The following is a 25,207-nucleotide window of genomic DNA, read 5'->3' on the forward strand; positions in this document are numbered from 1 at the left end:
AGTGTCCAGAGGGGGAAACACCCAAAGCCCATCGGACTTTTTGACAGTGCAATGTGACCTGAAACGGCCCCGCGCCCTCATTGATCCCGCAGTAATCATTTCAGTAAAACGCAAAACGTCTGATTCGAATCACACGCGTAAGGGTCGCGACCCGCAGCTGGTTTGTGGCAAAACGGTGGCAAATATGTCCATACGGTGGCGACGTGACGTCCAATTATGGCGCACCCCGCCGGCATCCGTAATCAATACCAAACCATTGCCATGATTGTTGAAATATCCGCATTGATTGCGAGTTTTAGTTTACCTGGTGCGAAACTATTTGATAACTCTAGGCAACTCTTTTGGGTAGGAGCACTGCGCGAAGACGCAGCCTGCCAAAAAGAAGCTGGGGACTATTGGGGGCACCACAACGCAAAAGCGGATTGGTGCTATGGAAAAGTGTAAGAAAGAGTCCTTTGGGACGACGACCCTCTCGAATTTGGGGGTCAGCACCATTGCGAAGAAACGCATTGGCGATATTTGGCGTGAAACCGCGCGCAACGAAGATGGCTCACTTGCAATCTTCGGGGTGTTCACCTTCATCATCATTCTGATCCTTGGCGGGGTCGGAGTTGATATTGTGCGCCACGAGCAATTGCGCTCCGAGCTGCAAAGTACGCTAGATCGTGCTGTGCTGGCTGCGGCCAACCTCGACAACACACTTGATCCCGAAACGGTCGTCACCGACTACTTTGAAAAGGCGGGACTGGTTCAATACCTGTCTGACGTGCGTGCCGAAGCAACGCCATCAGGTCGTCGCATCACGGCCGAAGTTGACGCCACCGTCCCGACATACTTTATGAAATTCGCCTCCGTCGATAAGATCGAGTTGGCCAGCCTTGCCACCGCGGAACAAGGGATGACAGACCTCGAAGTGTCGCTCGTCCTCGACGTATCAAACTCTATGAACGACATGGGCCGCTTGGACAAACTCCATGACGCCGCGTGGGATTTCACAGACATTGTCTTTGAAAACTCAGCGTCCGCGAACGTATCGTTCAACGTTATTCCCTACGCCACGCAAGTGAACGCAGGTGCAGACCTTTTGGCGACACTCGATCTCGATGATGCGCACAACGACTCGCATTGCATCAACTTCGAGGACGCAGATTTCAACACCACAAAGCTGGAGTTCGCGCAAAACGAAAATGGTCGCAGATACGAGCAAACCATGGTCATTGACCCGTGGTACCGCAACTCCAATGCCTCCGGCTTGGTCTTGCCTGTGTGTGATCCCGATAGCGCCAATGAAATCATAGCCTTCTCCGGCGACGAAGCCGCGATCAAAACAATGGTTGAGAGCCTTGAAGCCAACGGCAACACCTCCATCGACATCGGTGTGAAATGGGGGGCCGCAATGCTCGACCCTGACAACACAAAGCTTGGCGGCACCTCGGGCTATCCGCTCAAATATTCGGGTGGCAACCTCAAGGTGATGGTTGTGATGACAGACGGCGTGAACACCGATCAGTTCCACATGCCTGACCCCTACCGCAACGGGATGTCCGACATGTATATCTACAACGGCAAAACCTCGATGCCGGCGCGCTACAAGACGTGTAGCGGGTGGTATAGCTCTTATTGTTCCTACACGAACGGCTACTACATCCCCGAAAACAAGAGCTACCAATCAAGCCCATATGGCGGCAATTCGGCTCAACAGATGGAATGGAAAGACGTTTGGAAAAAGTACACCATTGATGGGCATGCCTACCGCCGCTACCTCGCCTCGGGCAACGCCAACGACTACTACAATTGGATGGACGACACCCACACGGCACAGGGCAACACGGCTAAAAACGCACGTATGCTCGCCGCTTGCGAAGCGGCCAAAGACAAGGGTGTTCTAATCTTCACCATCGGCTTTGAAGTTTCCGGAACCGATGCCAACACCGTAATGCGCAACTGCGCCACCTCCGCGTCCCACTATTACGATGTGGAAGGTCTGGAACTGAATGACGCCTTTTCCGCGATTGCGACCAAGGTAACAGAACTGAGGTTGACCCAATGAGTATTTTGTCCAAACTTCGCTCGACGTCTCGCCGCTTCTGGCAGCGCGAGGACGGCACTTCGACCATCGAATTTGTCGTGATCTTTCCCGCCTTTGCCATGATGATGATGGGCGGATACGAGATCGGGTACTACACCGTGTCCCACACCATGATGGACCGCGGCCTTGATCTGGCGATGCGCGATGTCCGCTTGGGCAAACTCTCGCCCGTGACCGCGAGCACGCTCAAACATTCGGTGTGCGACTACGCCAAATACGTCGCCAACTGCGAGGCGAAATTGCACATCGCAATGGAACCGGTAGATGCGGTCGGCTTTGTCGCGCCTCCCACCGCCGCGTGTCTCGATAAAACCACCAACGCGGCCCCGAACACCACGTTTGAAGATGGCGACGAAAACGAGCTGATGTTGGTGCGGGCTTGCATTAACGTTGAACCGATCTTTCCGACAACATGGATCGGCGGCGCGCTACAACCAAGTCCAACAGGCGATCTGGTCATGTCGACCACGGCTGCCTTCGTCAACGAACCCAACACTTAACGGAGGGCCGGACCATGGCTTTTTTCCACACATCTGCATTGCGCCGGGTCAGACGCAGCTTTCACCGAAAAGCTGATGGCTCGATGTCCGTGGAGGCCATGCTTGTCATGCCCTTGATACTCACCGCCCTGATGATGTCATACGGGTTTTACAGTGCGTTCGACGCCAAAATGCGGGCGAACAAAGCGGCCTATACCTTGGCCGATTACATCACCCGCCAAACGGACGCCGTGACGCCCGAGTTTGTCGAGGGAATGGCAGAAATGTACAAATTCCTCAACAACAAGCGCGATATCTCACTGCGCGTCTCGGCTGTGCGGTGGTCCACCGCCAACACTGACGCGGGTGAATACGAATTGGTTTGGTCATCCGGCATGGGTGAATTGGCCGCTCTTGACGGGGTATCCGATATCGAAAGCCGCTTGCCGCTGTTATCAAACGGCAGCGAAGTGGTAGTGGTGGAAACGATCCGCCCATGGTCAACGCCGTTCAACATTGGGTTAGATAGCATCAAATTCTCTGATGTCGTCACCACCCAACCACGCTTTGCCACTCAAGTTCTGTATGAGGATGGGTCGACGACAACAAGCGCGCCATCGGGTCATGTCGTCGCGGATGTAACCGGAGATGCCGGCTCGCTTGGTGGCGGCTAAAACTGTCGCCATTTAGGTGAGACACATCGGCGCAATAACGCCACGACACTCATGCCGCGCCACGTTTAACAGACGGGCGCGGCATTTTGCATGCGCGCAGTGCTTAGCGACCCCAAACCCCACCCAAGCCACTATAAATAAATAGAAATATTACGCTGGGTCAAGAAACACATATTTGTCTCAATTATTAACAACACGTCACAAACTTACCTAATTCATGCTTAACAAAGGTCCGAAACCCCAGAGATATTGCCTCATGGATAAGAGCGGGACACGCCCGCAATCGAGAGGATTAGGCAATGCTTGGCAAAGTTCAAAACGGACTTAAACACTGCATGAAGACGTTTCGGCGCACAGAGGACGGCTCCATGTCGGTTGAGGCCGTTATGGTCATGCCACTGGTGTTGTCCGGCCTCATGCTCTCATACGGCTGGTTCTCCGCCTTTGAGGCCAAAGCACGCGCCAACAAAGCCGCCTACACGATTTCCGACTACGTCACCCGCCAAACCGAGGCGATTACGCCCGAGTTCATTGAGGGGTTGGGCGACATCTATCGCTTCCTCAATCACGAGAATAACGTCTCGCTGCGCGTCTCCTCCGTGCGGTGGTCCACGGCCGATAACGACAACGGCGAATACAAACTGGTCTGGTCCTCTGCGACCGGCAACTACGCCGCTCTCGAATCTGCGGATGTCCTAGATATCCAACATCGTTTGCCAATCCTGACGGACGGCGGCGAGGTGGTCGTGGTCGAAACCGAGCGCCCATGGGCCGCGCCCTTTAACGTGGGTCTTGGCGAGATCGCCTTTACCGACTTTGTGACAACAACCCCGCGTTTTGCCAGTCAGGTCACCTATGATGACGGTACCGGCGGCGCACAGCAAACAGACACAGAAGATCAGGAAGTCGAAGAGGAATGGGACGGCAGCTATTCCTCAGGCGGCAGCCGCCGAGGCAGCCACAACCGCTAAGTATGCAACACCGCGGGCCACGCCCAATCACAATACAAAAAAGACCGCGCATCACAGCGCGGTCTTTTCCATTGAGCCGTATCAGGCCACACCACGCGGGCGCGCCCCAAACGGTTTATGCAATCGGCGTGTCAGACAACAAACGCGACGCAAGGATATCCGCCATCGCCTTTGTCTCTCCCGCAGGGGTCACACCGCCAACCCCCACACGCCGTCCAAACCGCCACCATAGGCCAGGGGCCCATGTCAGTTGCGTTTTTGATTTAAGCACCACAACGAAACCGTTCGACGGCTTGAGCGCAAACGCCCCGCGCTCGACCTTTTCAATGTCGTCAATACGGCACAACACGCGGCCTTCCGCCTCTTCGAGCGCATCTTGCGTCAGCACCAAATGCGTGGCCGTGGCATTCCACACCCGCATGGCCGAGAACAAGGATGCAAATCCGAACACGGCCAAGACCAGCTTCCAAAACAACACCATCGTGCCCGTGGTCAACGCCACATAGACAAGTAACGCTCCCAAACACAGCATCATCGCGGTTGAAAACCAACGGCGGATCGGTGACGGGTACAGAATAAATGTCTCTCTCACGGCAAGGCTCCAAATCTGACAATTTTCATCAAGTGACTTCTCCCCTACCGCGCTCTTGATCAAAGAGAAAGCCGCAAACGTATCTGCACCGCAGCAGTGCATTGCTCACCTTGGCGTGGGCGTCTATGGTCCGGCACATAAACCGTTCGCCTCGTTTGCCCGCTCAACAGGACCATTCATGCCCCGCGCCGCCCGTTTTTTTATTCCCCTCGCTGTGATCGTCATAAGTGTGAGCGGCTGCGCGGATCGTCCCGATTTGACGGGCCGTGTGGCACCTGTGGCGAAAGGGACGGCATGGCCCACCCTATTGCCCAGTGATCAGTTGACGGTAGACGCCGATACAGATGCCTCTGGCACGGCGCAAACCGCCAAAGACCTGAGCGCACGCGCCGCAGCCTTGCGCGCCCGTGCGGCCCGTTTGGCCGCCACACCTGTCCTCTCCTCCACCGAGCGCGCCCGCCTGAGTGCTGCGAGCAACGGATAGCCGTCAAGTTTTGACATAGCGCAGTGTCCACGCCCGTTGCACAGGCGCACGAATAGAGCTAACAGAGCGGACAGATAATCGTTACCGTTCGGAGACCCCCATGGCCAATTCCCAATCTACCAAAGCCCCCCTGCGTCTCGGTATTGCGGGCCTTGGCACCGTTGGCACGGGCGTGATCAAAATCGTTCAGAGCAAAGCCAACCTGTTGGCCGCACGCACCGGTCGCGCCGTAGTGGTCACCGCCGTTTCGGCGCGCAGTCGTGCCAAAGATCGCGGCGTCGATCTGTCCGGCTACGCATGGGAAGATGATCCCGTGGCCTTGGCACAACGCGATGATGTCGATGTCTTTGTCGAACTGATGGGCGGCGCAGATGGCCCAGCCAAAGCCGCCACCGAAGCCGCACTCGCGATGGGCAAAGATGTCGTGACCGCGAACAAGGCAATGTTGGCCATGCACGGCAATGCATTGGCCGCTCAGGCCGAGGAAAACGGTGCCGTATTGCGCTTTGAGGCCGCTGTCGCGGGCGGCATTCCTGTTGTTAAAGCACTGACCGAGGGCCTCGCGGGCAACACCGTCACCCGCATCATCGGCGTGATGAACGGCACCTGTAACTACATTCTGACCCGTATGGAAAACGAGGGCCTGTCCTATGACGAGGTGTTCGCCGCCGCAAACGCCCTTGGTTATCTTGAGGCCGATCCGACCTTGGATGTGGGCGGCATTGATGCGGGCCACAAACTGGCCCTGCTCGCGGCCATAGGCTTTGGCACAAAAGTGGCGTTTAGCGACATGGTCCTTGAGGGGATCGAGCGCATCACAATCGACGATATCCGCCAAGCCGCTGACATGGGCTATAAAATCAAACTCTTGGGCGTGGCCCAAATGACAGGTCGCGGCCTTGAACAGCGCATGACGCCCTGCCTTGTGCCTGACACCTCCCCGCTTGGCCAACTCGACGGCGCGACCAATATGGTGGTGCTTGAGGGCGACGAAGTGGGCCAGATCGTTCTGCGCGGTGCCGGTGCCGGCATGGGCCCAACCGCCTCCGCCGTAATGTCAGACGTGCTTGATATCGCGCGCGACATTCGCGTGACCACATTCGGCATGCCTGTCGAGATGTTGGAGACCGCCAAGCCCGCCGTGGCGGCAACTCCCGCACCGTTCTATTTGCGCCTGTCGTGCATCGATAAACCCGGCGTTCTGGCCAAAGTCACCGCGGCGCTTGGCGATGCTGGCGTCTCTATCGAGCGCATGCGCCAATACGGCCAACACGATAATCCCGATGTCGCCCCAGTGTTGATCGTCACCGATCCCGCCTCGCGCAACTCGCTTGACGTGGCAATGGCTGCAATGGAAAGCGCAAACGTACTCTCCGAGCCGCCCGTGGCCATTCGCATCGAAGCCGTCTAAAGGCGCGCCATTCGCATCCCGCCCCACGCGGCGCTAAAATTCACCCGATATGCATCCGTGCAACCCTGATTTGTTGCGCCACGCCAATGCGTTAGCGCAAACAAACCACCTGTTAGCGCACACATGCCTGCGCCTGTCTTGCCGCTGAGACAAACTTATGCGCATGAAGGGTCCAACCCCTTTGACGCATCTGCAATGACAGGACTTTACCCTATGGCCCCTTCCAAAAACCTTTTCTACGATCGCATGTTGTCGCTCGGCCTTGCCCGTGTTGCCGAACAGGCCGCACTTGCATCGGCTGACTTCGTGGGCCACGGCGACGAGAAAGCCGCCGACCAAGCCGCGGTAAACGCGATGCGCGAACAGCTCAATCAACTCGACATCCACGGCACCGTGGTCATTGGCGAGGGCGAACGCGACGAGGCCCCGATGCTCTACATTGGCGAGGAAGTCGGCACAGGCAACGGCCCCGCCGTGGACATCGCCCTTGATCCCCTCGAGGGCACGACGCTCACCGCCAAAGATATGCCCAACGCGCTCACCGTGATCGCCATGGCCCCGCGCGGCACGCTTCTACACGCGCCTGACGTGTACATGGACAAACTCGCCATCGGTCCGGGCTATGCCACCGATGTTGTGTCCCTTGAGATGACCCCGACCGAGCGCGTGCATGCCTTGGCAAAGGCCAAGGGCGTCACACCGAACAAAATCACGCTATGCGTGCTTGAACGCCCCCGCCACGAGGACATGATCAACGAATTGCGCGCCACAGGCGCCGCCATTCGCCTGATCACGGATGGCGATGTCGCGGGCGTGATCCACTGTGCCGAGCCAAACACCGGCATCGACATGTACATGGGATCAGGTGGCGCGCCCGAGGGCGTTTTGGCGGCCTCAGCCCTCAAATGCATGGGCGGGCAAATGTGGGGCCGCCTTACATTCCGCAACGACGACGAACGCGGACGCGCCGCCAAGGCGGGTATCACCGATCTCGACAAAATCTATGCACGCGACGAGATGGTCACCTCTGACGTGATCTTTGCCGCCACTGGCGTCACGGATGGCTCCATCGTGCACGGGATCAAACGCGAACCGGGATATCTGACCACAGAAACCATCCTGATGCGCTCCAAAACCGGTTCCGTGCGCCGCATGACCTACCGCAACCCCGTCAAATAGGGCCGCACCCAAAACCCATTTGCAAAGGCGGCTCCAAAACGGGTCGCCTTTTGCATGGCAACCCCGTTGCGCCGCTGCGCACAAGCGGGCATTAAGACCACATGACAGATTTCCTCAATGTTGCAGCCTCGCTCACCGCCCGCCGTTGGGTTGGACCCTCGCCCGAGAATGACCGCTTGGCCGAGGCCATGGCGCAACAAACGGGCCTGCCCCTACCGCTATGTCACACCCTGACGCGGCGCGGTGTCGCCCCTGAGGAGGCGGACGCGTTTTTGGCCCCGACCCTCAAAGACCTGCTGCCCGATCCTGCCACGCTTTTGGATATGGACAAGGCCACAGCGCGCTTTATTGCCGCGACAAAAAACGGTGAACGCATTGCGATTTTTGCCGACTATGACGTGGATGGCGGAACATCTGCGGCGCTCTTGGTGACATGGCTGCGCGACATGGGGCGCACCTGTACGCTCTATGTCCCCGACCGCATCGACGAGGGCTATGGTCCCAACGACGAGGCCATGGCGCGCCTCGCGCGGGACCACGACCTAATCGTCTGCGTCGATTGTGGCACGCTGTCACACGGGCCGATTGCCGCCGCAAAAGGTGCCGATGTGATCGTTCTGGATCACCACCTTGGCGGTGAGACCCTACCCGATTGTGTGGCTGTCGTGAACCCGAACCGCCAAGATGAGAGTGGCGATCTGGCCCACCTGTGCGCCGCCGCCGTGGTGTTTCTCATGCTGGTCAATGTGACACGCCAATTGCGTGACGCAGGCGAGAAATCCCCGAACCTGATGCGTGCGCTTGATCTTGTGGCCCTTGCCACCGTGGCCGACGTTGCACCCCTTATCGGCGTCAATCGTGCGCTTGTGCGCCAAGGTCTGCGTGTGATGGCCGACCGCGACCGTATTGGCCTACGCGCCCTTGCCGATGTGGCGCGTATGGACACCGCCCCCACATCGCATTCCCTCGGTTTCATGCTTGGCCCGCGTATCAATGCAGGCGGGCGGATTGGCGCGGCTGATCTGGGTGCGCGCCTTTTGTCCACCGACAACGAGGCCGAAGCCCAAGCCATTTCCGAACGCCTCGACGCGCTCAATTCAGAGCGTCGAGAGATCGAAAACAACGTCCGCGCAGAGGCCATCATACAGGCCGAAGAGCGCGGCACCGATGCCCCGCTTGTCTGGGCCGCAGGCGATGGATGGCATCCGGGTGTGGTCGGTATTGTCGCCTCGCGCCTCAAAGAATCAACCAACCGCCCTGCCGTTGTCATCGGCTTTGACGAACACGGGATCGGCAAAGGCTCGGGGCGCTCCGTCACAGGTGTCGACCTCGGCGCATCCATCCAAAAACTCGCCGCAGAGGGCCTGTTGGTCAAAGGCGGCGGTCACAAGATGGCGGCGGGCCTCACGGTCGAGCGCGACAAACTCGACGCCGCTATGGCGCGCCTGTCCGAGTTGCTCGAAAAACAAGGTGCGGGATCTGGCGGCCCCCGCGACCTCAAACTCGACGCCCTCCTTATGCCGGGGGCCGCAACCGTCGAGTTGATCGAAAAACTCGAGGCCGCAGGCCCCTATGGCGCATCCGCCCCTGCCCCACGCTTTGCCTTTCCTGACTGTCAAATCCACTTTGCGCGCCGCGTGGGCGAAAGCCATCTCAAAGTCACGATCTCGGACGGCCTTGGTCCGCGCCTTGATGCCATCTGTTTTGGTGCATTTGACGGCCCCCTTGGCCCAGCTCTTGAGGGGCATGGCGGCAAACGCTTCCACCTTGCGGGGCGATTGGAAATCAACACTTGGGGGGGACGCCGTAGTGCACAGCTGCGCCTTGACGATGCCGCCGAGGCGTAACGCCCCGTCCGCACCAAAAATACCCTCAGTTCTCAAGTTTCCTCTTGCGCACCCGTGCTGCTTTTCATAAATACCGCCTCACGCCAATCGCGGCCCGTTCGTCTATCGGTTAGGACGCCAGGTTTTCAACCTGGAAAGAGGGGTTCGATTCCCCTACGGGCTGCCATTGGTGTAATGGCTTCACAGCCACAAAGAGTGGCCCGTTCGTCTATCGGTTAGGACGCCAGGTTTTCAACCTGGAAAGAGGGGTTCGATTCCCCTACGGGCTGCCACTTTGTAATCCTCCCGACATAACACGCACGGCTCAGACAAAGACTAGGCAATAACCGGCGTTATACGTCTTTCCATTTGATAGAGCATCCCATCGACGGGATTTGATCCTGCGGCCCCTGACCCGTTTGGGCCACCATGCGCATTGCATCAAACAGGTCGCGTTTCAAATCGACGGGTCCGGCGTCTTTGCGCGAGGCATCCAGACGCCCACGGTATTGCAGCCCCCCTTGCGCATTAAACCCAAAGAAATCGGGCGTACACACCGCATCAAACCGATGCGCAACGGACTGATCCGCATCATGCAGATATGGAAACGGCAGCGCCCATTCCCGCGCCTTTTTGGTCATGTTGTCGAAACTGTCATCGGGGTAGGCATCCGCATCATTGGCGCAAATGGCCGCCACGCCCACACCCAACGCTTGTAAATCTCGCCCGTCCCGAACGATCCGGTCGATCACCGACAACACGTAAGGACAGTGATTGCAAATGAACATCACAAGGGTGCCGTTCTCCCCCGCCACATCCGAAAATGTGTAGGTTTTCCCGTCCGTTGCAGGGAGCGAAAACGCCGGCGCGGACCAGTTAAACTCACATACGGGGGGAACGGCTGCCATTATTCAAATTCCATCTCTGTGTACACAACGCCCGCATTTTTTGTTGCTAACTCTTCATAGGTGTCGAGATTGGCATACGGGCTTTGGTCGACATAATACGCATCATCGAGCGTTCCGCCATCCTCAAGATGTGCACCGATCTTTCCGCGCAGATACGTGAGGTATCCCTCCGTACCTGCCCGCACGACATCCATTGTCGTCGGATGCCCGTGACCGGGGATCACATAGGACGCCCCCAGCGGCTCGAACTTGGTGTCCCACGTCTCGATCCAACAGCTGGTACAGGTGTCCGAGAAAATCGGCGGCATGCGTTCGTGAAACGCAATATCACCCGCAATCACGATACCCTCTTGGGCAATCCACACCGAAATATCGCCCGGACTATGCGCAGGACCGAGGTGCAGCACGTCAATGTGCAAATCACCCATATCAATGGCATAGCTGTCCTCGAACGTGATCGTGGGCAAAGCCGCCTCGGTATCCGCACCGTTTTCGCGCGCGTACCGTTTCATACCCTCCACCGCTTGAAAACTACGATCCTCAAACTCATGCGCCGCATCGACATGCGCCAAAACATCGATCCCTTGATCGACCCAATACTTATTGCCGAGCATGGCGTGGCCCTGCCCGTTCTCATTGATCACCAATCGCACCGGCTGATCCGTGACCGTTTTAATCTCGTCATGAAGCGCGCGTGACAGGGCAACATTTGCGCCCGAGTTGACCACGATCACCCCGTCCCCCGTGACGATGAAACTCAGGTTGTTGTTGTGGCCTGCGTTTTCATAGGTCGGCGGCGCGGTCGCCCCGATCGCGGAAAACACATGCTGCGTCACCTGCACGGGTTTGTTGTAAAGCACGGATTGCGGATACTTATCCGCGATTCCTTCGGTCGCACCGGCACTAGATACGGCGCCCGATACGGCGCCGATGACGAGGGGAATTGCGCGTGTTAGAGCGGTCAAAATTATACGGGGCATGTCGGGTCTCCTCCCAAAGGTACGACAACATATAGACGCAACCGAATGTGTTGCGTCAACCCGTTTCACCGCATGGGGGTCACAGCCTTACGCCTCATCTGTACGCACAGATGGCGCGTTATGCGCGTGGCGTGCGGGGTCAAAAACGATCGCCGTGGCGCGCCCTGCATGTTTCGCCGCATACAACGCCAGATCCGCATCATGGATCATCGCCTGTGGTGTCCCACATTGCGATAGCGCGCTGGTGGTAATCCCGATTGACCCTGAAATCGCACACCTCAGGCCGTTGTGATCTATTGGTTCCTCAAGACGCGCAATAATTCGGTGCGCCGTGCGCAACAACCGCGCACTATCGACCATCCGGCTAAACACCAAGACGAACTCATCGCCCCCGACACGTGCCACCATATCGTCGTCACGCGTCTCTTCGCGTAGAATGTCCGCCACACGCTCAAGAACCGCATCTCCCGCAGCATGTCCGTGCGTATCATTGACCCGCTTAAAGTAGTCCAGATCAAGATGCATGAGCGAAAACGGCACCCGCCCGCCGAGCAATCTCGCCACCACATGGTCCATTGCACGGCGGTTTTTCAATCCCGTCAATGCATCCGTCTGCGCCTGTTCTTCCGCGTGCGATTTTGCCCCCTGTAACCGTGCGTTCAACTGCTTGATCTCTTCGAGAACCGCCGACTTTGCCTCTACAAGATACAGCATTTCAATCACCATATCCGTGTGCGCAAAATCCGCGTCGCTCAATCCATGGGTACGAACGGCCTCAACAATCGACATGCCAAACGACAGGTTGAGCAAATAGACATCCGCACCGGGAATCTTGATCGCGATCCCTTTGAGGACGGTTGCAGGGCTCGATTTAAGGGTGAGGTATAGTTTGGTATCGAGCGGAAACACGCTTCCCTCATCGCCACGCCCGTTGTCACGGATTGCAAATAGATCGTGGATATGTGTTCCGACCATATCAATATGGGGTCGTAGCTTTTGCAACGTAGGCCCGACGTGCACGATCGTACCGGCATCATCGAACACCAGATTCATCGGCATCAACGCGTTGGCGGCCTGCCCCCAATGCGCCGCATGCGCCCTTTGTGCCGTGCGCGCGCCCTGCATCATGCATGTCCCTCGCCGGCAACCAGATCAAAGCTGCGCCCCTGCGCGAACGCCGCCTCCAAGAGATGAACTTGGATCACCTCCTCGCCTGCGTCTTGCCATCCTTGGTGTTCCAAAACCACCAAGGCGCCGTAATCATCCGCCATTGCCCGCAAAATCCCCAACATAACATAGCCAAATCCGGGGACAGCATGCGAACAGGTCATTAGAAATTGCGCCTCACCGGAGGCCACAACCGTCAATTCCGGCACCTCAAGGTCGGGAAGTGCCATCGCCGCGCGCCACTTCAACTCATTGAGCGAAAACAGAAACTCGGTAAAATTACCGCCGCCAAACCGCAACAGGCGGCGCACGGGTTCGACGTTGGGATGCGACACCATATAGTTGCCCAAATCCTCTAGAATACTATCGACAGGTTTTTTAAAATGGCGCGCGGTGGCACTTATCACATCCAAAGTGACGCTGTCGGGATAGCCCAACATCGCCTCGAAATTCTCAAATCCCAGGTTCGCCCCCTCGGCAATCTCTACCCAAGTTTGGCCCCCGTATGTGTCGCGCAAAAAACACTGTAACGCGCGATTGATCATCCCGTGCATGTGGAGCGATCCCTTTTTTAACAACCAGATCTCTTTTTACGCCCCCACAGTTACGCCCTTGGTCTTAAAAAAGTGCCAATACATCCGCCCCACATCCGCCCCTAGGCCATACGTCAGGCACCAAATACCTCAAATTGTTTGTAATTCTCACATAAAAAACGCGCGCATGGCCGCGCCGACTACGCTGTTCCTTGGCGTGCAATCCACGCTGGCAAATCGGCAATCGAGGCCAAAACAACATCCGCATACGGGGACAAATCGGCCTCAACCGCGACACCCGTTAGCACCGCAACAGTGCGCATTCCCGCCGCACGTCCCGCATTGAGGTCGTGCAAACTGTCACCCACCATCACCGTATCGCGCGGGTCAGACCCAAGCGCGCGGGCCGCCGCCAAACAGCCCTCTGGCGCAGGTTTGCCACCATGCCCGCTGTCATATCCGATCACCACGCCGAACACGCCGTCCAATCCGAGATCCCGAATTTGGCCCCGCGTCTCTCCCTCGAAATCATTGGTCACGACCCCTTGCGCAATCCCCGCCGCCCCCAAGGCCGCGTGCATCTCGACCAGACCCGCCACCGGCGCAAGCGTGACAGACCCCGCATCGGGCGTGATCAATGTCAGGATTTCGCGCGGTGAAAGCTCGGGCAAATAGCATGCTAGCAACCCTGCCAGATCATCGGGCGTGCCGGCGATCACCGGACTGTCGCGGTGAAATGCCTCATGCGCCAGATCAAACCGCAACGTTTCGGCAATCTGTGATGCCGCCGCGCCGGTCTTTACCGCCAAATCCCGAATGGACTGCGCCGCCCACGGCCCCCATGTCTTTTGAAAATCAATCAACGTGCCGTCCTTGTCGAACAAAACGGCCCTCACGGGGCGGACTGAATGCGTCATGTCCAATTGACCTGCTCCCCACCGGGAAGTGCCTGACGCGCCCGCATTACCCCCATGGGATCGCCCTGTGTTTCATCGGCCCACCTGTTAACCCATTCATCATTCATCATTAAGAAATCGAGGACCGCCGACAAGACCTCTGCCTCACCCGCACGGGCGCGCAATTCGGCACCATCCATACCCGTTGAGCCAAGAAACGTTGGCAAAAGATCATCATCCCCAACGAGCCAAGCAAGGATGTTTAGGGCCAGCGCTTCGGCGGAGTCCTGCTTCATAGTTCGTAACCTTTCTTAATATGGAAACGATTTGTTAACCATTTTGGTGTCAATCTTCGCCATCGCGCGATGCCGCTCTCTCTTGACGACACTGTGTAGGATGTCGCGCACGAAATTAAAGAGGAAATATAGACACACATGGCAGGCCATATCCTCATCGCGGATAGCGTTCCCACCAGCCGCATCACCATGAAGGTGATGTTGAGCGCGGCCTACTATGACGTGGCTATGGCCAGTTGTGCCGATGATGTCCTTACAAACGCCGCGACCTCGCACCCCGATCTGATCATTATTGATAGCGATTTGGGCGATACGGGCGCTGTGGGCGTCTGTACCCGCCTTAAGGCCACGGATGCATCGCGCCACATTCCCATCGCAGTGGTCGGCCCTGACACGACCGAACACCGCATAGCGGCTTTGCGCGCAGGGGCAGATATCTATTTGATCAAACCGTTGGACCGCGTGGCGCTTTTGGCACATATGCGTGCCCTCGTGCGCGTGTCTGACATTGCAAGCGAGTTGAAGCGGCGCACACAAACAGCCCTCGAAATGGGTTTCCCAACGGACACAACACCACCCGTGACGCCGTCGCACATTGTGATTGCCTCCCCATACGTCGACGATGCGGTAAAGCTGCGCAGCTCCTTGCGCGGCCTCATAAATTCCGATGTCGATGTCGCCCGCTATGACAAAGAAACACATTCCATTCACACCACGAGAAACGCCGACCTTGTGATTATCTCCAGTGATTTTCGCAATCTCCGAGATGACCTTCTTTTGTTGTCCAACATTCGCGCAATCAAAAAGACCCGTCACGCTGCGGTCATGGTCCTGTATCCAGAACGCAAAAAGATTGATGCAATTTTGGCGCTCGATATCGGAGCCAATGATATCATGCCGCTCAATAGCGATCCTGATGAGCTGGCCTTGCGCATTCGCACGCTGATCGCTCGCAAACGTGAGGCGGATCGCCTGCGCGATACAATCGACCACGGGATGCGCTTGGCATCCGTTGACCCGCTCACGGGCCTGTACAACCGCCGGTACGCCATGCCGCATCTGGAACGACTGGTACATGAAACGACACTCACCAACGTGCCCTTGGCGGTGATGCTTGTGGACATCGACGACTTCAAATCAGTCAATGATACCTTTGGCCATGCGATTGGCGATACCGTCTTGGTCGAGGTGGCGCGGCGCATTCGCGATACTCTGCGCCCCCAAGACCTCGTGGCGCGGATCGGCGGAGATGAGTTTTTAATCGCGATGCCTGCTACCACGGCGCAAAGCGCACACGCGGCCGCTGAACGCATTCGCAACAGTGTTTGCACGCCCCCCATATCCACCACAGGGAACCGTGATCTTATCGGCGCTTCAATCTCCATCGGCGTGGCCATGTCGACACAGATCGCACCCAACAGTGTATCAGTTTCGGGCCTCATCGACATCGCCGACACCGCCCTGTATGCGTCCAAATCTGACGGGCGCAATCAAGTGACTTTTGGTGCAACTGCCGCCTGAGGATGGCACGAACGTGGCCTCACATTGTGGTCCGTCCGCGCAACGCCGCGAGAGCTAGTTCTTAGAGCGGTCTTTGTCGTCATGCCCTTTGTCGTCACGCGGTCCGCGCTTGATCATGTCGTCAAGACGCGAGGCGTAGGCCGCACGCTCATCCGGTGTCATCTGTGCAACTTTTTGGGCCAATAGGCGCGCCCCGATCTCTTGGCGCGCTGCTAAATCCGATTGTTGCCCGACGATCAAACTCTCGAACATCGCCGCATCAAACGGCTCGCTGCGCAAGGCCGCCATAACCGCATCAAACTGCGCCTGAATGCGCGCGCGGGCTTCAACGCGCCCCCCCGCCTTTTGCGAAAAAGCACGGCCAAGATCGCGCCGAACATCCCCCTCAAAGGCCCCGACATAGGGACCAAACCCGAAATCGCGGCTTTGCATGGTGCGCGCATGATCATCGTCCGGCCCATCGCGTTTCTCGTGGCGCAACGCCGCCCCCGCAACCAACCCGACAACAGCCAGATTGAGGGCCAACGACACGGCAAGGACCACGCGGCTCCAATGGAACCTGTTGGTCTTTGGCGGGGTTTGATCAAGATCGCTCATGGTTTATCCTTCTGTCCCAAGATCGTAGAAGCTCGGCACAAGATCGTCGAGCGCATATGCGCTAACCTCAACCGGTGCTTGCGACGCGCTCGCGCTTTGCGCTCCCAAAGCCACATTTGTCACAACACCCGGCGCGCCAAGACCGATCACTAAACCAGTCACACCTGCGGTCGCCACGCCCGTGAGGCCACGCCACCCCCCCAGCGCCGCCATCGCTGCGCGCACGACCGGATGGTGGCGTGGCGCATGGGCGCGTGGTGCGGGTGTCATATCAGCAAGCTGGGCATCCGCATCCGCCATGATCCGCGCCATGAGGTCCGCCGATGGTCCACGATCCGCATCGCGCGCCACATCGCGCGCCTGCGCAAACAGCGCGTCCAACGCCTGATCCGTTTGGGGATCAAGTGGCGCCTCAAGGGGGGATGGACCCCAGCGATCTCTGTCACGTTTCGTCATCTTCGAACCCCAATCTGTCCTTTTCGCCCGCCAACCGTTTGGCCAACAACCGCTTGCCCCGTGAGACAAGGCTTTCAACCGCTTCCACACTCACATTTAAGATCTGTGCAATGTCGGGGTTTGATAGCCCCTCGATATGGCGCAAAACCACCGCTTGTCTTTGGCGCTCGGGCAACGTCCCTAACGCCGCCTCAAGGGCGCTCACCCGTGCCTTGTCCATCAACCGTGTCTCTTGGCTCGGTTGACCGTCTTCCGGCTCGGCAATCTCGTCTAGACCTTTGCCACGCTTTTTGCGCAAACGGTCGGTGCACAGGTTGGTCACAACACGGTAAAGCCACGTTGTCACCTTTGCCTCGCCCTGTCGCCACTCAGGCGCGATTTTCCAAAGCCGCAACATCGCCTCTTGGGCCACATCCTCCGCCTCGGCATGATCGCGCAACAAACGCGTCGCGTAGCCCAAAACCACAGGCGTGAGCCGCATGGTTAATGCCTGCGCAGATGCGCGATCACCGTTACCAAAGGCAACGAGCAACGCCTCGTTAGAGACATCGCCAAGTGCGTCAAAAGGCATGTTCATCACCAGCCATGCGTATCCCAAGTCTTGTGTGGCGTCTATTGGCGAGAGCACATTAATGCGCTCCCGCCGGTCATCTTACGCAAAAGCGCTAGTGGTTTTTACGCCCACCGTCTTTGCCGCCATGATCGCCGCGACCGCCCTCACCGCGTTCGCCGCGTTCGCCCCGTTCGCCGCGCTCACCCATTCGGGATTTAGCCGCGTCAAACTCGGCTTCGCTCACCGCGCCATCGCCGTCCGTATCAAGACGCTCCAACATGGAGGCCTTTGGCCGCGTGGTCAGCTCCTCAAGGCTCAAAACACCATCGCCGTCCGTATCCCGTTTGGCGATCATCCGGTCCGCGCCCGCTTTCATCCGCTCGGCGCGCTGCGTCTCTTGATGGGCCGACAATTCGGCGGCACTCACCGTCCCGCTGCCGTCTGTGTCCATCGCATCGAACATCGCTTGTTTCTGCGCATCAAGCTCGGCTTGGGTCACCGCTCCATCACCATCGACATCAAGAGTGGCAAAATCTGCTTGTGGACCCATGCGGCCCATGTCCTCACCACCTTGGCCGCGCTCACCCATACCAGATGCGGACGCGATGCCTGCGGTGCCCAGAACGGCGACCAATGCGAGTGCGGAGATAAATGTGTTACGTTTCATGATCGAACTTCCTTTGTTACTTACCCTCGTGCTGCGGTTTCACCCCTCGTGATCTGCGCACGTATCAATCATAAAACGGGGCACCTGCCGCTTTCCGTCGCGATTTGTGAAACCTTTTTTCGCACCACCCCCGCCGCGCCCATCACGCGACATCAGGACGCGGCGACAAAGGACACTCGGCTTTGATAAACATCGTGACTTAGTGCCGTGAATGATCGCACATTGCGAGCACGCACGCGCACCGTACAAAAGACGCACAAAGGCTATACGCACATGACTGATCAAACCTATTCCGGCTCTGTCACGCAACTTGGTGATGGGGACCGCGAAATGCGCCCCGCAGTGTTGCGCGGCTGGCGGCGGCGCTGCCCCTCATGTGGTGGCGGCCCCATGCTCAAAGGCTATCTGAAAGTGCGCGATGAATGCCCCGTGTGCGGCGAAGATCTTCACCATCACCGCGCCGATGACGGTCCCGCCTATCTCACAATTCTGATTGTCGGCCACCTTATGGCCCCGATCTTGGGCTGGTTCTTCGTCGAGTTTCGCCCCGATCCGCTCACCACCATCACAGTGTTCACCATCGGCACCGTGGCCCTGTCGCTCTACCTGCTGCCCCGCCTCAAAGGCGCGATTGTCGGCTATCAATGGGCCAAGCGTATGAACGGGTTCGACACCGCAAACTAACCTGCACAGTCGCCCGCCCCTCACAGCTTCACATCAAAAAGGCCGCTCATATCAGAGCGGCCTTTTTCCATCTAATTTATGACATTGCAGCCATCTCAAGCATTCTTGCCGCGCCGCGTCTCGGGGTGTAGCGCCGTGCCCAAAATATGATCGGATTTATGCACAACATGACTGGCGTGTCCCACGATCAATGGATCGGGCCGCCCCACGACATCGTGGTTTTTATCGGGGTAATCCACCGTCGACAGGAAGTGACGCATACAATTGAGCCGCGCGCGTTTCTTGTCATTGGATTTGATAATCGTCCACGGCGCATCTGCGGTATCGGTGTAAAAGAACATCGCCTCTTTGGCCTCGGTGTAATCATCCCACAGACCCAAAGACGCCTTATCAATCGGAGACAGCTTCCACTGTTTAAGCGGATCGTTTTCACGCGATTTAAACCGGCGTTGCTGCTCATCTTGTGTGACCGAAAACCAGTATTTGTACAAACGGATGCCAGAGCGCACGAGCATCTGTTCCAGATCAGGCGTCTGACGCATGAATTCGAGATATTCAGTGGGTGAACAAAACCCCATCACCCGCTCCACGCCCGCACGGTTGTACCACGAGCGATCATAGAGCACGAATTCACCATCGGTCGGCAAGTGCTCGATATAACGTTGGAAAAACCACTGTCCGCGCTCGGCATCGGTGGGTTTGTTAAGCGCCACAACACGCGCAGCGCGCGGATTGAGATGCTCGGTAAACCGCTTGATCGTACCGCCCTTACCGGCGGCATCGCGGCCCTCGAACAACAGCACGAACTTTTCGCCCTGCTCTTGTGCCCAAAGCTGGGCCTTTAGTAATTCGGCCTGAAGTGCAACTTTTTGCTCTTCGTAGTCTTTGCGTGACAGCTTTTTCTCATAGGGAAACACGCCCGCCTCAAACGCCTGTGCCACTTTGTCAGAGGCCACTTTGGGGAATTCTTTCGGGCCAGTCGCCGCCTCGCGTTGTGCAGACGTGCCATTGGCCACCGCTGCGGGGGACGGTTTGGATTTTGTCGGTGTGGGCGTTGTGGATGTGACCATGCGTATCTCTCCTGAAAGGCGTAAATGTTGCCTCCTTTTACACGCAATCGCCCAAGCCCGCTTTGATCTGGGCCAAGGTTTCGCCAGATCATTTGCACGCCCACGGCGGTCCTAAATCGCCCGCCCGTCCAACAACTGCGCGAGAATAGGATTGGGAAACCTGCGCGTCATTGTGACCGCAAAAAACGTCTCGCCAATTTCGGGAAGCCGCCCCGCTTCAACCAGACGCCCAGAGGTCAGCTCGTCTTGCACAACGATGGGTGGCAACACCGCCAACCCCACGCCCTCACGCGCCAAAAGACGCATCATCGCCATATCATCCACCTCTGCCGCGATCTGTGGCCGGATGTTGTGACGCGCCGTCCATGCATCAAACCCGATCCGGATACCCGTCTCGGCAGTCGGTAAAATGACCGGCTGTGTCGCCAACAGATCGAACACACTTAATTGCTCGCACAACCGCTCAGGCGTCCCGACAAGGCTCACAGGTTGCTCGGACAGTCGATGCGACACAAACGGCGTGACCGCATCGCGCGCAGGCGGTTGGTTGATCAATACCACATCGAAATTGAGCCCACCCAGCCCCTGCAATAAATCGGCATGGGTGCCAGAGCGCAAAATGATCTCGATATCCGGCCTGTCCAAAATCGGGCGTAGAAACTCCATCTGGAAATTGCGTGATAGCGTTGCGAGCGCCCCGATACGGATCGCCTGACGTGACCGCCCTTGTTCAAGCAAGGTGCCGATCAATTCACGCCCCGTCGCGAAAATGGCGTCAGCATGATCCAACGCGATACGCCCCGCCTCTGTGAGAACCAATTGCCGCCCGCGCCGCTCGAACAGGGCATGGCCCAACTGCGCCTCAAGTTGTTTGATTTGCACCGACACCGCCGATTGCGACAGGTTCAACCGCTCGGCCGCCCGCGTCAGGTTGCCGTCATGGGCCACAGCCCAGAAATAGCGCAAGTGATGATAATTGAATTCGCTCATTCATTCATTAAACAGAACGAATTGCGTTAAACAATGAATTTTTATGTTTCAATCGCACCCGTTATCGCTCTGCCCAATAGCCCCACGGCCCAAGGAGAGATCACCGTGTCGATTGCCCATATCGCTTTTTTCGCCCCAACTGCGGTTCTTATCGCCCTGATCGTCGCCTTTACGGGCACCCAGATGCGGCCCAATATATGGCGGTTGCGCGCGATCGAGGCGCTCATCATGAGCGCTTTCATCGCCGCAATCGCCACCTGCATCGCCCTCATCACAACCGGTCCCTCGACTGCTGACATCCTCACCGTGACGGGCCTAGGCCTCTCGGCCCGCATCGACGCGGTGAGTGCCACAATGCTCCTCTTGGTGAGTTTTGTGGGCTGGGTCGTCGTGCGGTTCGCAGGCACCTACATGGACGGCGAAGCCAAACAAGGGCCATTCACCCGCTGGCTCTGCGCCACATTGGCGGCTGTCATGCTCTTGGTCATGGCCGGCAATCTGTTGCAATTGGGCGCGGCATGGATCGCCACGAGCCTGTTTTTGCACAAGCTGTTGCTGCACTATCCATCACGCATCGCGGCACAGCGCGCCGCCCGCAAGAAATGGATCACCGCACGCCTGAGTGACGCGGCAATCGTGATGGCCGCCGTGCTCCTATATGCCACCTACTCTACGGGCGACATTGCCGACATTCTGGCCGCCGCCCGCGCGGGCAACGCCACCACGACATCCGTGTGGATCGCCGCAGCGCTCGCCCTCGCCGCAATTCTAAAATCCGCACAATTCCCGATGCACGGCTGGCTCACCGAAGTCATGGAAACACCGACACCCGTCTCGGCACTTTTGCACGCAGGCGTGATCAATGCGGGCGGGTTTTTGTTGATCCGCTTTGCCGATGTCATGCTCTTGTCTCCGGCGGTTCTGGCCATTCTGGTGATGCTCGGCGGCTTTACCGCGCTGTTTGGCGGGCTGGTCATGCTCACACAACCTGCGGTCAAAACCTCACTGGCATGGTCCACCGTGGCGCAAATGGGATTTATGATCTTGCAATGTGGCTTGGCGCTTTTCCCGCTCGCCCTGCTGCACATCGTCGCCCACTCCTTGTACAAGGCACATGCCTTTTTGGCATCAGGCCACGCGGTCGACAACGTCGCGGCCATCCGCCGTCCGGGCCCGATTGCGATCCCCAACGGGCGCGCGGTCACAAGCGCCTTTGTCATCGCCTTGCTGATCTACGCAGGGATCGGCGTGCTCTTTGGCATGACCCAAAAATCTCCCCAAGCGATTGCCCTTGGCGCGATCTTGATCTTTGGCGTGGCCTACCTTTTGGCACAGGGTCTGGCGGATGCCGCCCCCCGCGTTTTGACGCGCCGCACCGCCGCGTATTCGGTCGCCGCAGCCACCGGGTATTTCGGCCTGCAAACCGCTGCCTACTGGATGACGCAAAACACACTGCCCGCAACGCCCACCCCTGGCCCGCTCGAATGGGCGCTGATCATCCTCGCCCTAATGAGCTTTGGTCTGGTGGCTGTTGCACAGGCGATGTTCCCGCTGTGGGCCTATCATCCGGCCGCCGCAGGACTGCGCATCCACTTGTCCAACGGGCTTTATGCCAACGCCATTTTCGACAAACTGCTGCGCGGTTGGTCGACCAAGCATCCCTCGTAAGTGCGCAAAAGGAGTTCACCGATGACGACACCCTCCGCGATCTCACCCGACACACTGTCCACCGCCATTGACCGCGCCGCCCGCGCCATTGCACCCGCGTGGCCCTTGGCCGCCACCGTGGCCGTGAACCCCTTCGTCGGACAAACCGACGAGACATTGGCTCACACAGCAGCACGATTGGCACGGGTTGGCGGCATACGGGTCACAATGACGCGCGACTGGTATCACAGCCGGATCAGCGATGGCACACTCACCCGTGATGACCTGACCGCCGCTCTGACGGCCCACCCAAAGGCGCACAACGATGCGCCCCACACGGTCGACACGCTGATACAACTGGCCGCAACGCCGTGCCAGACGCCAACCCCGCAGCCTACGGTCGCGGATCTCGCGGCATCTGCATCCGGCATTGAGTGGCCAAGCATTGTCGCGGACCGCTTTGGCGCGTGGGCCGCAGGATACTTTGATCAAGGTCAGGCTCTTTGGGCCGCCCCGCACAGACGCGGCGCGTTTGAGGCATGGCGGCAAACGGCAACCCATGATCTGACGCCCGAAATTGTCGGCCTGAGTGGCTTTGCCAAATTCGTCAGTCAAACCCCAGACCGTGCGCATGCCGCAGCGGAGCGCGCGGTGCATCGGCTGGGGCTAAACGCGGCCAGTTTGGACACCTATTTTCACCAATTGCTGTTCTCGTTGGGGGGCTGGGCGCAAACCGCGCGCTATCGCCTGTGGCAAGCCGAACTAAACGCGGGCCATGACCACGCCCTCACCGACCTGTTGACCATTCGCCTGTTGTGGGATGAGGCACTTTTGATCCAGTACGAGGCGCAAATCGGCGCCCGGTGGGAAGATGTCAAAGCGGAACATGCCAAGCCCGTCACACCCGATGCAGACACCACCGGCGATGTGCTTTTGCAAGAGGCGTGGGAGCGCGCGGCGCAGCGCAAACTGGCCGCTGATCTCGCGGCACCCGCCCCCGCGCGCCTGCAAACCCGCCCAGCTCTACAAGCGGCCTTTTGCATCGACGTGCGCTCCGAAGTGTTTCGCCGTGCCCTAGAATCCGTCAGCCCAGATATCCACACGCTCGGGTTTGGCGGCTTTTTCGGCCTCACGGCCTCTCACAAAAGCTTTGCATCAGACGTGGATGAATTGCGCCTTCCCGTTTTGCTCGCGCCGAGCGTCACCTCAACGTCCCAAGGCGACGATCCCCAAGCGGACCAAGCCACTCGCCTCAAAGCGCGCGCCACACGCGCATGGGGGCGGTTCAAATTGGCGGCGGTGTCGTCCTTTGCCTTTGTTGAGGCAACAGGGCCGATTTACGCAGGAAAACTAGTGCGCGATGCGCTCCACCTGACGTCCAACGGCGCACCCACAGACCCCGCACCACGTCTTGATCCCGCCATGGACCTCGATACCCAAATCACCACCGCCGCTACGATCCTGAGGGCCATGTCCTTTACAGACGGGTTTGCGCGCCTCGTGATCTTCGCGGGTCACGGGGCCAATGTGGTCAACACCCCGTTTGCCAGTGGCCTCAATTGTGGGGCGTGCGGCGGATACTCGGGCGAGGTAAACGCGCGCCTGTTGGCGGGTCTGCTCAACGACACGGATGTGCGCCACGGCCTTGTCACGCAGGGCATCACAGTGCCCGACGACACGCTGTTTGTCGCCGCCCTGCACGACACCACCACGGACAACGTCACATTCTATGATCACGATCACCCGTCCCTCAGCCACGCAAGCGACCTCGACCAAGCCCGCGGATGGGTCGCATCGGCGGGGGTCATAACACGCGGCGAGCGCGCGTTGCGGTTGCCCCGCGCCAAGAACGACACAAGCATCGCCTTGCGCAGTCGCGACTGGGCCCAAACCCGCCCTGAATGGGGATTGGCGGGCTGTCACGCGTTCATCGCCGCCCCGCGTCACCGCACCGTGGGGAAAAACATGGCCGGACGCGCCTTTTTGCACGACTACGCCCACGCCCAAGACACCAACTTCAACGTGTTGGAACTGATCATGACCGCGCCCGTTGTGGTCGCCAGCTGGATCAGCTTGCAATACTACGGCTCCACCGTGGCCCCCGAGGCCTTCGGGTCCGGCAACAAACTGTTGCACAATGTCTCGGGCGGGCTTGGCGTGATTGAGGGCAACGGCGGCACACTGCGCACGGGCCTGCCATGGCAATCGGTCTGGGACGGGGCGACATATGCGCATGACCCGTTGCGCCTATCCGTCTGCATCGAGGCTCCGCGCACCGCGATGAGCGATATCCTCGAACGTCATGCGACTGTGCGCGCGCTGTTTGATAACCGCTGGCTGCACTTGTTCGCCCTTGATGACAGCGGGCAAATGGCGTGGCGCTACGCGGGCGACCTTGCGTGGTCCGATATGCGCGCGCCCCGCGCACACGACACCGCCGCCTGAACGCAACCACGGCGCGGCGCTCCCATACGCCGCGCCCCAAACCAACACGCTCTCTTGCACCACCCCGCGCGGGGTGGTCTAATCAGTCCCAA

The 25,207-nt window shown here is 58.5% G+C and carries 26 protein-coding genes and 2 tRNA genes; 15 read left to right on the forward strand and 13 right to left on the reverse strand.

What is annotated here, in order from left to right; translation table 11 throughout:
- Positions 1–216 precede the first annotated feature (216 nt).
- The 5 genes from IMCC12053_RS15765 to IMCC12053_RS04340 all read left to right on the forward strand — a co-directional run bounded on the left by IMCC12053_RS15765 (position 217) and on the right by IMCC12053_RS04340 (position 4,213).
- Positions 217–444 (forward strand): hypothetical protein, encoded by a 228-nt coding sequence (locus IMCC12053_RS15765; RefSeq protein WP_143089957.1) that lies wholly within the window; start codon positions 217–219, stop codon positions 442–444.
- On the forward strand, positions 431–2,050 hold the full coding sequence (locus tag IMCC12053_RS04325; protein ID WP_062216085.1) for a Tad domain-containing protein: 1,620 nt from the start codon (positions 431–433) through the stop codon (positions 2,048–2,050). Before IMCC12053_RS15765 ends, IMCC12053_RS04325 begins: the two co-directional genes overlap by 14 nt.
- Complete coding sequence (locus tag IMCC12053_RS04330) at positions 2,047–2,589, forward strand: TadE/TadG family type IV pilus assembly protein (RefSeq protein WP_062216087.1); 543 nt, start codon at positions 2,047–2,049, stop codon at positions 2,587–2,589. Before IMCC12053_RS04325 ends, IMCC12053_RS04330 begins: the two co-directional genes overlap by 4 nt.
- 14 nt (positions 2,590–2,603) lie before the next feature.
- Positions 2,604–3,242 (forward strand): TadE/TadG family type IV pilus assembly protein, encoded by a 639-nt coding sequence (locus IMCC12053_RS04335; protein ID WP_062216089.1) that lies wholly within the window; start codon positions 2,604–2,606, stop codon positions 3,240–3,242.
- A 299-nt stretch (positions 3,243–3,541) separates the two neighbouring features.
- Complete coding sequence (locus IMCC12053_RS04340) at positions 3,542–4,213, forward strand: TadE/TadG family type IV pilus assembly protein (RefSeq protein WP_062216091.1); 672 nt, start codon at positions 3,542–3,544, stop codon at positions 4,211–4,213.
- Between the two features lie 115 nt (positions 4,214–4,328).
- Here the strand turns inward: IMCC12053_RS04340 and IMCC12053_RS04345 are convergent, their stop codons facing one another.
- Positions 4,329–4,805 carry a hypothetical protein gene (locus tag IMCC12053_RS04345; protein ID WP_074906085.1) on the reverse strand — a complete coding sequence of 159 codons (477 nt, stop codon included), beginning with the start codon at positions 4,803–4,805 and terminating at the stop codon, positions 4,329–4,331.
- Positions 4,806–4,983: 178 nt separating this feature from the next.
- On the opposite strand from IMCC12053_RS04345, the gene IMCC12053_RS04350 reads away from it, so the two are divergent.
- The 6 genes from IMCC12053_RS04350 to IMCC12053_RS04375 all read left to right on the forward strand — a co-directional run bounded on the left by IMCC12053_RS04350 (position 4,984) and on the right by IMCC12053_RS04375 (position 9,998).
- Complete coding sequence (locus IMCC12053_RS04350) at positions 4,984–5,289, forward strand: hypothetical protein (protein WP_143089958.1); 306 nt, start codon at positions 4,984–4,986, stop codon at positions 5,287–5,289.
- 100 nt (positions 5,290–5,389) lie between these two features.
- A complete protein-coding gene (locus tag IMCC12053_RS04355) occupies positions 5,390–6,700 on the forward strand; it encodes a homoserine dehydrogenase (protein ID WP_062216095.1) in 1,311 nt (436 codons plus the stop codon).
- A gap of 213 nt (positions 6,701–6,913) precedes the next feature.
- On the forward strand, positions 6,914–7,879 hold the full coding sequence (gene glpX, locus IMCC12053_RS04360; RefSeq protein WP_062220858.1) for a class II fructose-bisphosphatase: 966 nt from the start codon (positions 6,914–6,916) through the stop codon (positions 7,877–7,879).
- A gap of 101 nt (positions 7,880–7,980) precedes the next feature.
- Entirely contained in the window at positions 7,981–9,726 is a 1,746-nt protein-coding gene (gene recJ / locus IMCC12053_RS04365) for a single-stranded-DNA-specific exonuclease RecJ (RefSeq protein WP_062216097.1), read from the forward strand.
- 91 nt (positions 9,727–9,817) lie between these two features.
- Positions 9,818–9,892, forward strand: a tRNA-Glu gene (locus tag IMCC12053_RS04370).
- Between the two features lie 31 nt (positions 9,893–9,923).
- Positions 9,924–9,998 (forward strand) — tRNA-Glu (locus IMCC12053_RS04375).
- 60 nt (positions 9,999–10,058) lie between these two features.
- Here the strand turns inward: IMCC12053_RS04375 and IMCC12053_RS04380 are convergent.
- The 6 genes from IMCC12053_RS04380 to IMCC12053_RS04405 all read right to left on the reverse strand — a co-directional run bounded on the left by IMCC12053_RS04380 (position 10,059) and on the right by IMCC12053_RS04405 (position 14,485).
- On the reverse strand, positions 10,059–10,613 hold the full coding sequence (locus IMCC12053_RS04380) for a thioredoxin family protein (RefSeq protein WP_062216099.1): 555 nt from the start codon (positions 10,611–10,613) through the stop codon (positions 10,059–10,061).
- Positions 10,613–11,593: an MBL fold metallo-hydrolase gene (locus tag IMCC12053_RS04385; RefSeq protein WP_062216101.1), complete on the reverse strand. Its 981-nt coding sequence runs from the start codon at positions 11,591–11,593 to the stop codon at positions 10,613–10,615. The genes IMCC12053_RS04380 and IMCC12053_RS04385 overlap by 1 nt, the downstream gene beginning before the upstream one ends.
- A gap of 87 nt (positions 11,594–11,680) precedes the next feature.
- Entirely contained in the window at positions 11,681–12,721 is a 1,041-nt protein-coding gene (locus IMCC12053_RS16145) for a GGDEF domain-containing protein (protein ID WP_205623926.1), read from the reverse strand.
- Positions 12,718–13,314: a heme NO-binding domain-containing protein gene (locus IMCC12053_RS04395; RefSeq protein ID WP_062216105.1), complete on the reverse strand. Its 597-nt coding sequence runs from the start codon at positions 13,312–13,314 to the stop codon at positions 12,718–12,720. The genes IMCC12053_RS16145 and IMCC12053_RS04395 overlap by 4 nt, the downstream gene beginning before the upstream one ends.
- A 179-nt stretch (positions 13,315–13,493) precedes the next feature.
- Positions 13,494–14,210: an HAD family hydrolase gene (locus IMCC12053_RS04400; RefSeq protein ID WP_062216107.1), complete on the reverse strand. Its 717-nt coding sequence runs from the start codon at positions 14,208–14,210 to the stop codon at positions 13,494–13,496.
- Entirely contained in the window at positions 14,207–14,485 is a 279-nt protein-coding gene (locus IMCC12053_RS04405) for a DUF3572 domain-containing protein (protein ID WP_062216109.1), read from the reverse strand. The genes IMCC12053_RS04400 and IMCC12053_RS04405 overlap by 4 nt, the downstream gene beginning before the upstream one ends.
- A 138-nt stretch (positions 14,486–14,623) precedes the next feature.
- On the opposite strand from IMCC12053_RS04405, the gene IMCC12053_RS04410 reads away from it, so the two are divergent.
- Entirely contained in the window at positions 14,624–16,006 is a 1,383-nt protein-coding gene (locus IMCC12053_RS04410) for a diguanylate cyclase (protein ID WP_062216111.1), read from the forward strand.
- A 54-nt stretch (positions 16,007–16,060) separates the two neighbouring features.
- Here IMCC12053_RS04410 and IMCC12053_RS04415 read toward each other — a convergent pair whose 3' ends face one another.
- From IMCC12053_RS04415 to IMCC12053_RS04430, 4 genes are all read right to left on the reverse strand, one after another.
- Positions 16,061–16,603 carry a periplasmic heavy metal sensor gene (locus IMCC12053_RS04415; protein ID WP_062216113.1) on the reverse strand — a complete coding sequence of 181 codons (543 nt, stop codon included), beginning with the start codon at positions 16,601–16,603 and terminating at the stop codon, positions 16,061–16,063.
- Positions 16,604–16,606: 3 nt separating this feature from the next.
- The gene (locus IMCC12053_RS04420; RefSeq protein WP_062216115.1) at positions 16,607–17,059 is read right to left on the reverse strand and encodes a hypothetical protein; all 453 of its coding nucleotides are present in this window, start codon (positions 17,057–17,059) and stop codon (positions 16,607–16,609) included.
- Positions 17,046–17,636, reverse strand: a complete 591-nt coding sequence (locus IMCC12053_RS04425; protein ID WP_062220860.1) for an RNA polymerase sigma factor — start codon at positions 17,634–17,636, stop codon at positions 17,046–17,048. Before IMCC12053_RS04425 ends, IMCC12053_RS04420 begins: the two co-directional genes overlap by 14 nt.
- An 88-nt stretch (positions 17,637–17,724) precedes the next feature.
- A complete protein-coding gene (locus tag IMCC12053_RS04430) occupies positions 17,725–18,279 on the reverse strand; it encodes an EF-hand domain-containing protein (protein WP_062216117.1) in 555 nt (184 codons plus the stop codon).
- A 273-nt stretch (positions 18,280–18,552) separates the two neighbouring features.
- Here IMCC12053_RS04430 and IMCC12053_RS04435 point away from each other — a divergent pair, with 273 nt between their 5' ends.
- A complete protein-coding gene (locus tag IMCC12053_RS04435; protein WP_062220863.1) occupies positions 18,553–18,963 on the forward strand; it encodes a DUF983 domain-containing protein in 411 nt (136 codons plus the stop codon).
- Positions 18,964–19,058: 95 nt separating this feature from the next.
- Here IMCC12053_RS04435 and ppk2 read toward each other — a convergent pair whose 3' ends face one another.
- Both ppk2 and IMCC12053_RS04445 read right to left on the reverse strand, forming a co-directional pair.
- Positions 19,059–20,033: a polyphosphate kinase 2 gene (gene ppk2, locus IMCC12053_RS04440; protein ID WP_082389035.1), complete on the reverse strand. Its 975-nt coding sequence runs from the start codon at positions 20,031–20,033 to the stop codon at positions 19,059–19,061.
- Between the two features lie 111 nt (positions 20,034–20,144).
- Complete coding sequence (locus IMCC12053_RS04445) at positions 20,145–21,023, reverse strand: LysR family transcriptional regulator (RefSeq protein ID WP_062216119.1); 879 nt, start codon at positions 21,021–21,023, stop codon at positions 20,145–20,147.
- A 183-nt stretch (positions 21,024–21,206) separates the two neighbouring features.
- Here IMCC12053_RS04445 and IMCC12053_RS04450 point away from each other — a divergent pair, with 183 nt between their 5' ends.
- On the forward strand, positions 21,207–22,691 hold the full coding sequence (locus tag IMCC12053_RS04450) for a proton-conducting transporter transmembrane domain-containing protein (RefSeq protein ID WP_417903496.1): 1,485 nt from the start codon (positions 21,207–21,209) through the stop codon (positions 22,689–22,691).
- Between the two features lie 21 nt (positions 22,692–22,712).
- Positions 22,713–25,115 carry a YbcC family protein gene (locus tag IMCC12053_RS04455; protein WP_062216121.1) on the forward strand — a complete coding sequence of 801 codons (2,403 nt, stop codon included), beginning with the start codon at positions 22,713–22,715 and terminating at the stop codon, positions 25,113–25,115.
- Positions 25,116–25,207: the final 92 nt, after the last annotated feature.

This window comes from Celeribacter marinus (genome assembly GCF_001308265.1).
GTDB classification, from domain to species: Bacteria; Pseudomonadota; Alphaproteobacteria; order Rhodobacterales; family Rhodobacteraceae; genus Celeribacter; species Celeribacter marinus.

What these genes read in the sequence shown, in the direction of transcription:
- IMCC12053_RS04430 (WP_062216117.1), bottom strand. Translation starts at nt 18,279, where the DNA reads ATGAAACGTAACACATTTATCTCCGCACTCGCATTGGTCGCCGTTCTG.
- IMCC12053_RS04335 (WP_062216089.1), top strand. Translation starts at nt 2,604, where the DNA reads ATGGCTTTTTTCCACACATCTGCATTGCGCCGGGTCAGACGCAGCTTT.
- IMCC12053_RS04380 (WP_062216099.1), bottom strand. Translation starts at nt 10,613, where the DNA reads ATGGCAGCCGTTCCCCCCGTATGTGAGTTTAACTGGTCCGCGCCGGCG.
- IMCC12053_RS04415 (WP_062216113.1), bottom strand. Translation starts at nt 16,603, where the DNA reads ATGAGCGATCTTGATCAAACCCCGCCAAAGACCAACAGGTTCCATTGG.
- IMCC12053_RS04435 (WP_062220863.1), top strand. Translation starts at nt 18,553, where the DNA reads ATGACTGATCAAACCTATTCCGGCTCTGTCACGCAACTTGGTGATGGG.
- IMCC12053_RS04450 (WP_417903496.1), top strand. Translation starts at nt 21,207, where the DNA reads ATGCGGCCCAATATATGGCGGTTGCGCGCGATCGAGGCGCTCATCATG.
- IMCC12053_RS04410 (WP_062216111.1), top strand. Translation starts at nt 14,624, where the DNA reads ATGGCAGGCCATATCCTCATCGCGGATAGCGTTCCCACCAGCCGCATC.
- IMCC12053_RS04425 (WP_062220860.1), bottom strand. Translation starts at nt 17,636, where the DNA reads ATGAACATGCCTTTTGACGCACTTGGCGATGTCTCTAACGAGGCGTTG.
- IMCC12053_RS16145 (WP_205623926.1), bottom strand. Translation starts at nt 12,721, where the DNA reads ATGATGCAGGGCGCGCGCACGGCACAAAGGGCGCATGCGGCGCATTGG.
- IMCC12053_RS04400 (WP_062216107.1), bottom strand. Translation starts at nt 14,210, where the DNA reads ATGACGCATTCAGTCCGCCCCGTGAGGGCCGTTTTGTTCGACAAGGAC.
- glpX (WP_062220858.1), top strand. Translation starts at nt 6,914, where the DNA reads ATGGCCCCTTCCAAAAACCTTTTCTACGATCGCATGTTGTCGCTCGGC.
- IMCC12053_RS04330 (WP_062216087.1), top strand. Translation starts at nt 2,047, where the DNA reads ATGAGTATTTTGTCCAAACTTCGCTCGACGTCTCGCCGCTTCTGGCAG.
- IMCC12053_RS04350 (WP_143089958.1), top strand. Translation starts at nt 4,984, where the DNA reads ATGCCCCGCGCCGCCCGTTTTTTTATTCCCCTCGCTGTGATCGTCATA.
- IMCC12053_RS04340 (WP_062216091.1), top strand. Translation starts at nt 3,542, where the DNA reads ATGCTTGGCAAAGTTCAAAACGGACTTAAACACTGCATGAAGACGTTT.
- IMCC12053_RS04420 (WP_062216115.1), bottom strand. Translation starts at nt 17,059, where the DNA reads ATGACGAAACGTGACAGAGATCGCTGGGGTCCATCCCCCCTTGAGGCG.
- recJ (WP_062216097.1), top strand. Translation starts at nt 7,981, where the DNA reads ATGACAGATTTCCTCAATGTTGCAGCCTCGCTCACCGCCCGCCGTTGG.
- IMCC12053_RS04395 (WP_062216105.1), bottom strand. Translation starts at nt 13,314, where the DNA reads ATGCACGGGATGATCAATCGCGCGTTACAGTGTTTTTTGCGCGACACA.
- ppk2 (WP_082389035.1), bottom strand. Translation starts at nt 20,033, where the DNA reads ATGGTCACATCCACAACGCCCACACCGACAAAATCCAAACCGTCCCCC.
- IMCC12053_RS04385 (WP_062216101.1), bottom strand. Translation starts at nt 11,593, where the DNA reads ATGCCCCGTATAATTTTGACCGCTCTAACACGCGCAATTCCCCTCGTC.
- IMCC12053_RS04325 (WP_062216085.1), top strand. Translation starts at nt 431, where the DNA reads ATGGAAAAGTGTAAGAAAGAGTCCTTTGGGACGACGACCCTCTCGAAT.
- IMCC12053_RS04405 (WP_062216109.1), bottom strand. Translation starts at nt 14,485, where the DNA reads ATGAAGCAGGACTCCGCCGAAGCGCTGGCCCTAAACATCCTTGCTTGG.
- IMCC12053_RS04455 (WP_062216121.1), top strand. Translation starts at nt 22,713, where the DNA reads ATGACGACACCCTCCGCGATCTCACCCGACACACTGTCCACCGCCATT.
- IMCC12053_RS04355 (WP_062216095.1), top strand. Translation starts at nt 5,390, where the DNA reads ATGGCCAATTCCCAATCTACCAAAGCCCCCCTGCGTCTCGGTATTGCG.
- IMCC12053_RS04445 (WP_062216119.1), bottom strand. Translation starts at nt 21,023, where the DNA reads ATGAGCGAATTCAATTATCATCACTTGCGCTATTTCTGGGCTGTGGCC.
- IMCC12053_RS15765 (WP_143089957.1), top strand. Translation starts at nt 217, where the DNA reads ATGGCGCACCCCGCCGGCATCCGTAATCAATACCAAACCATTGCCATG.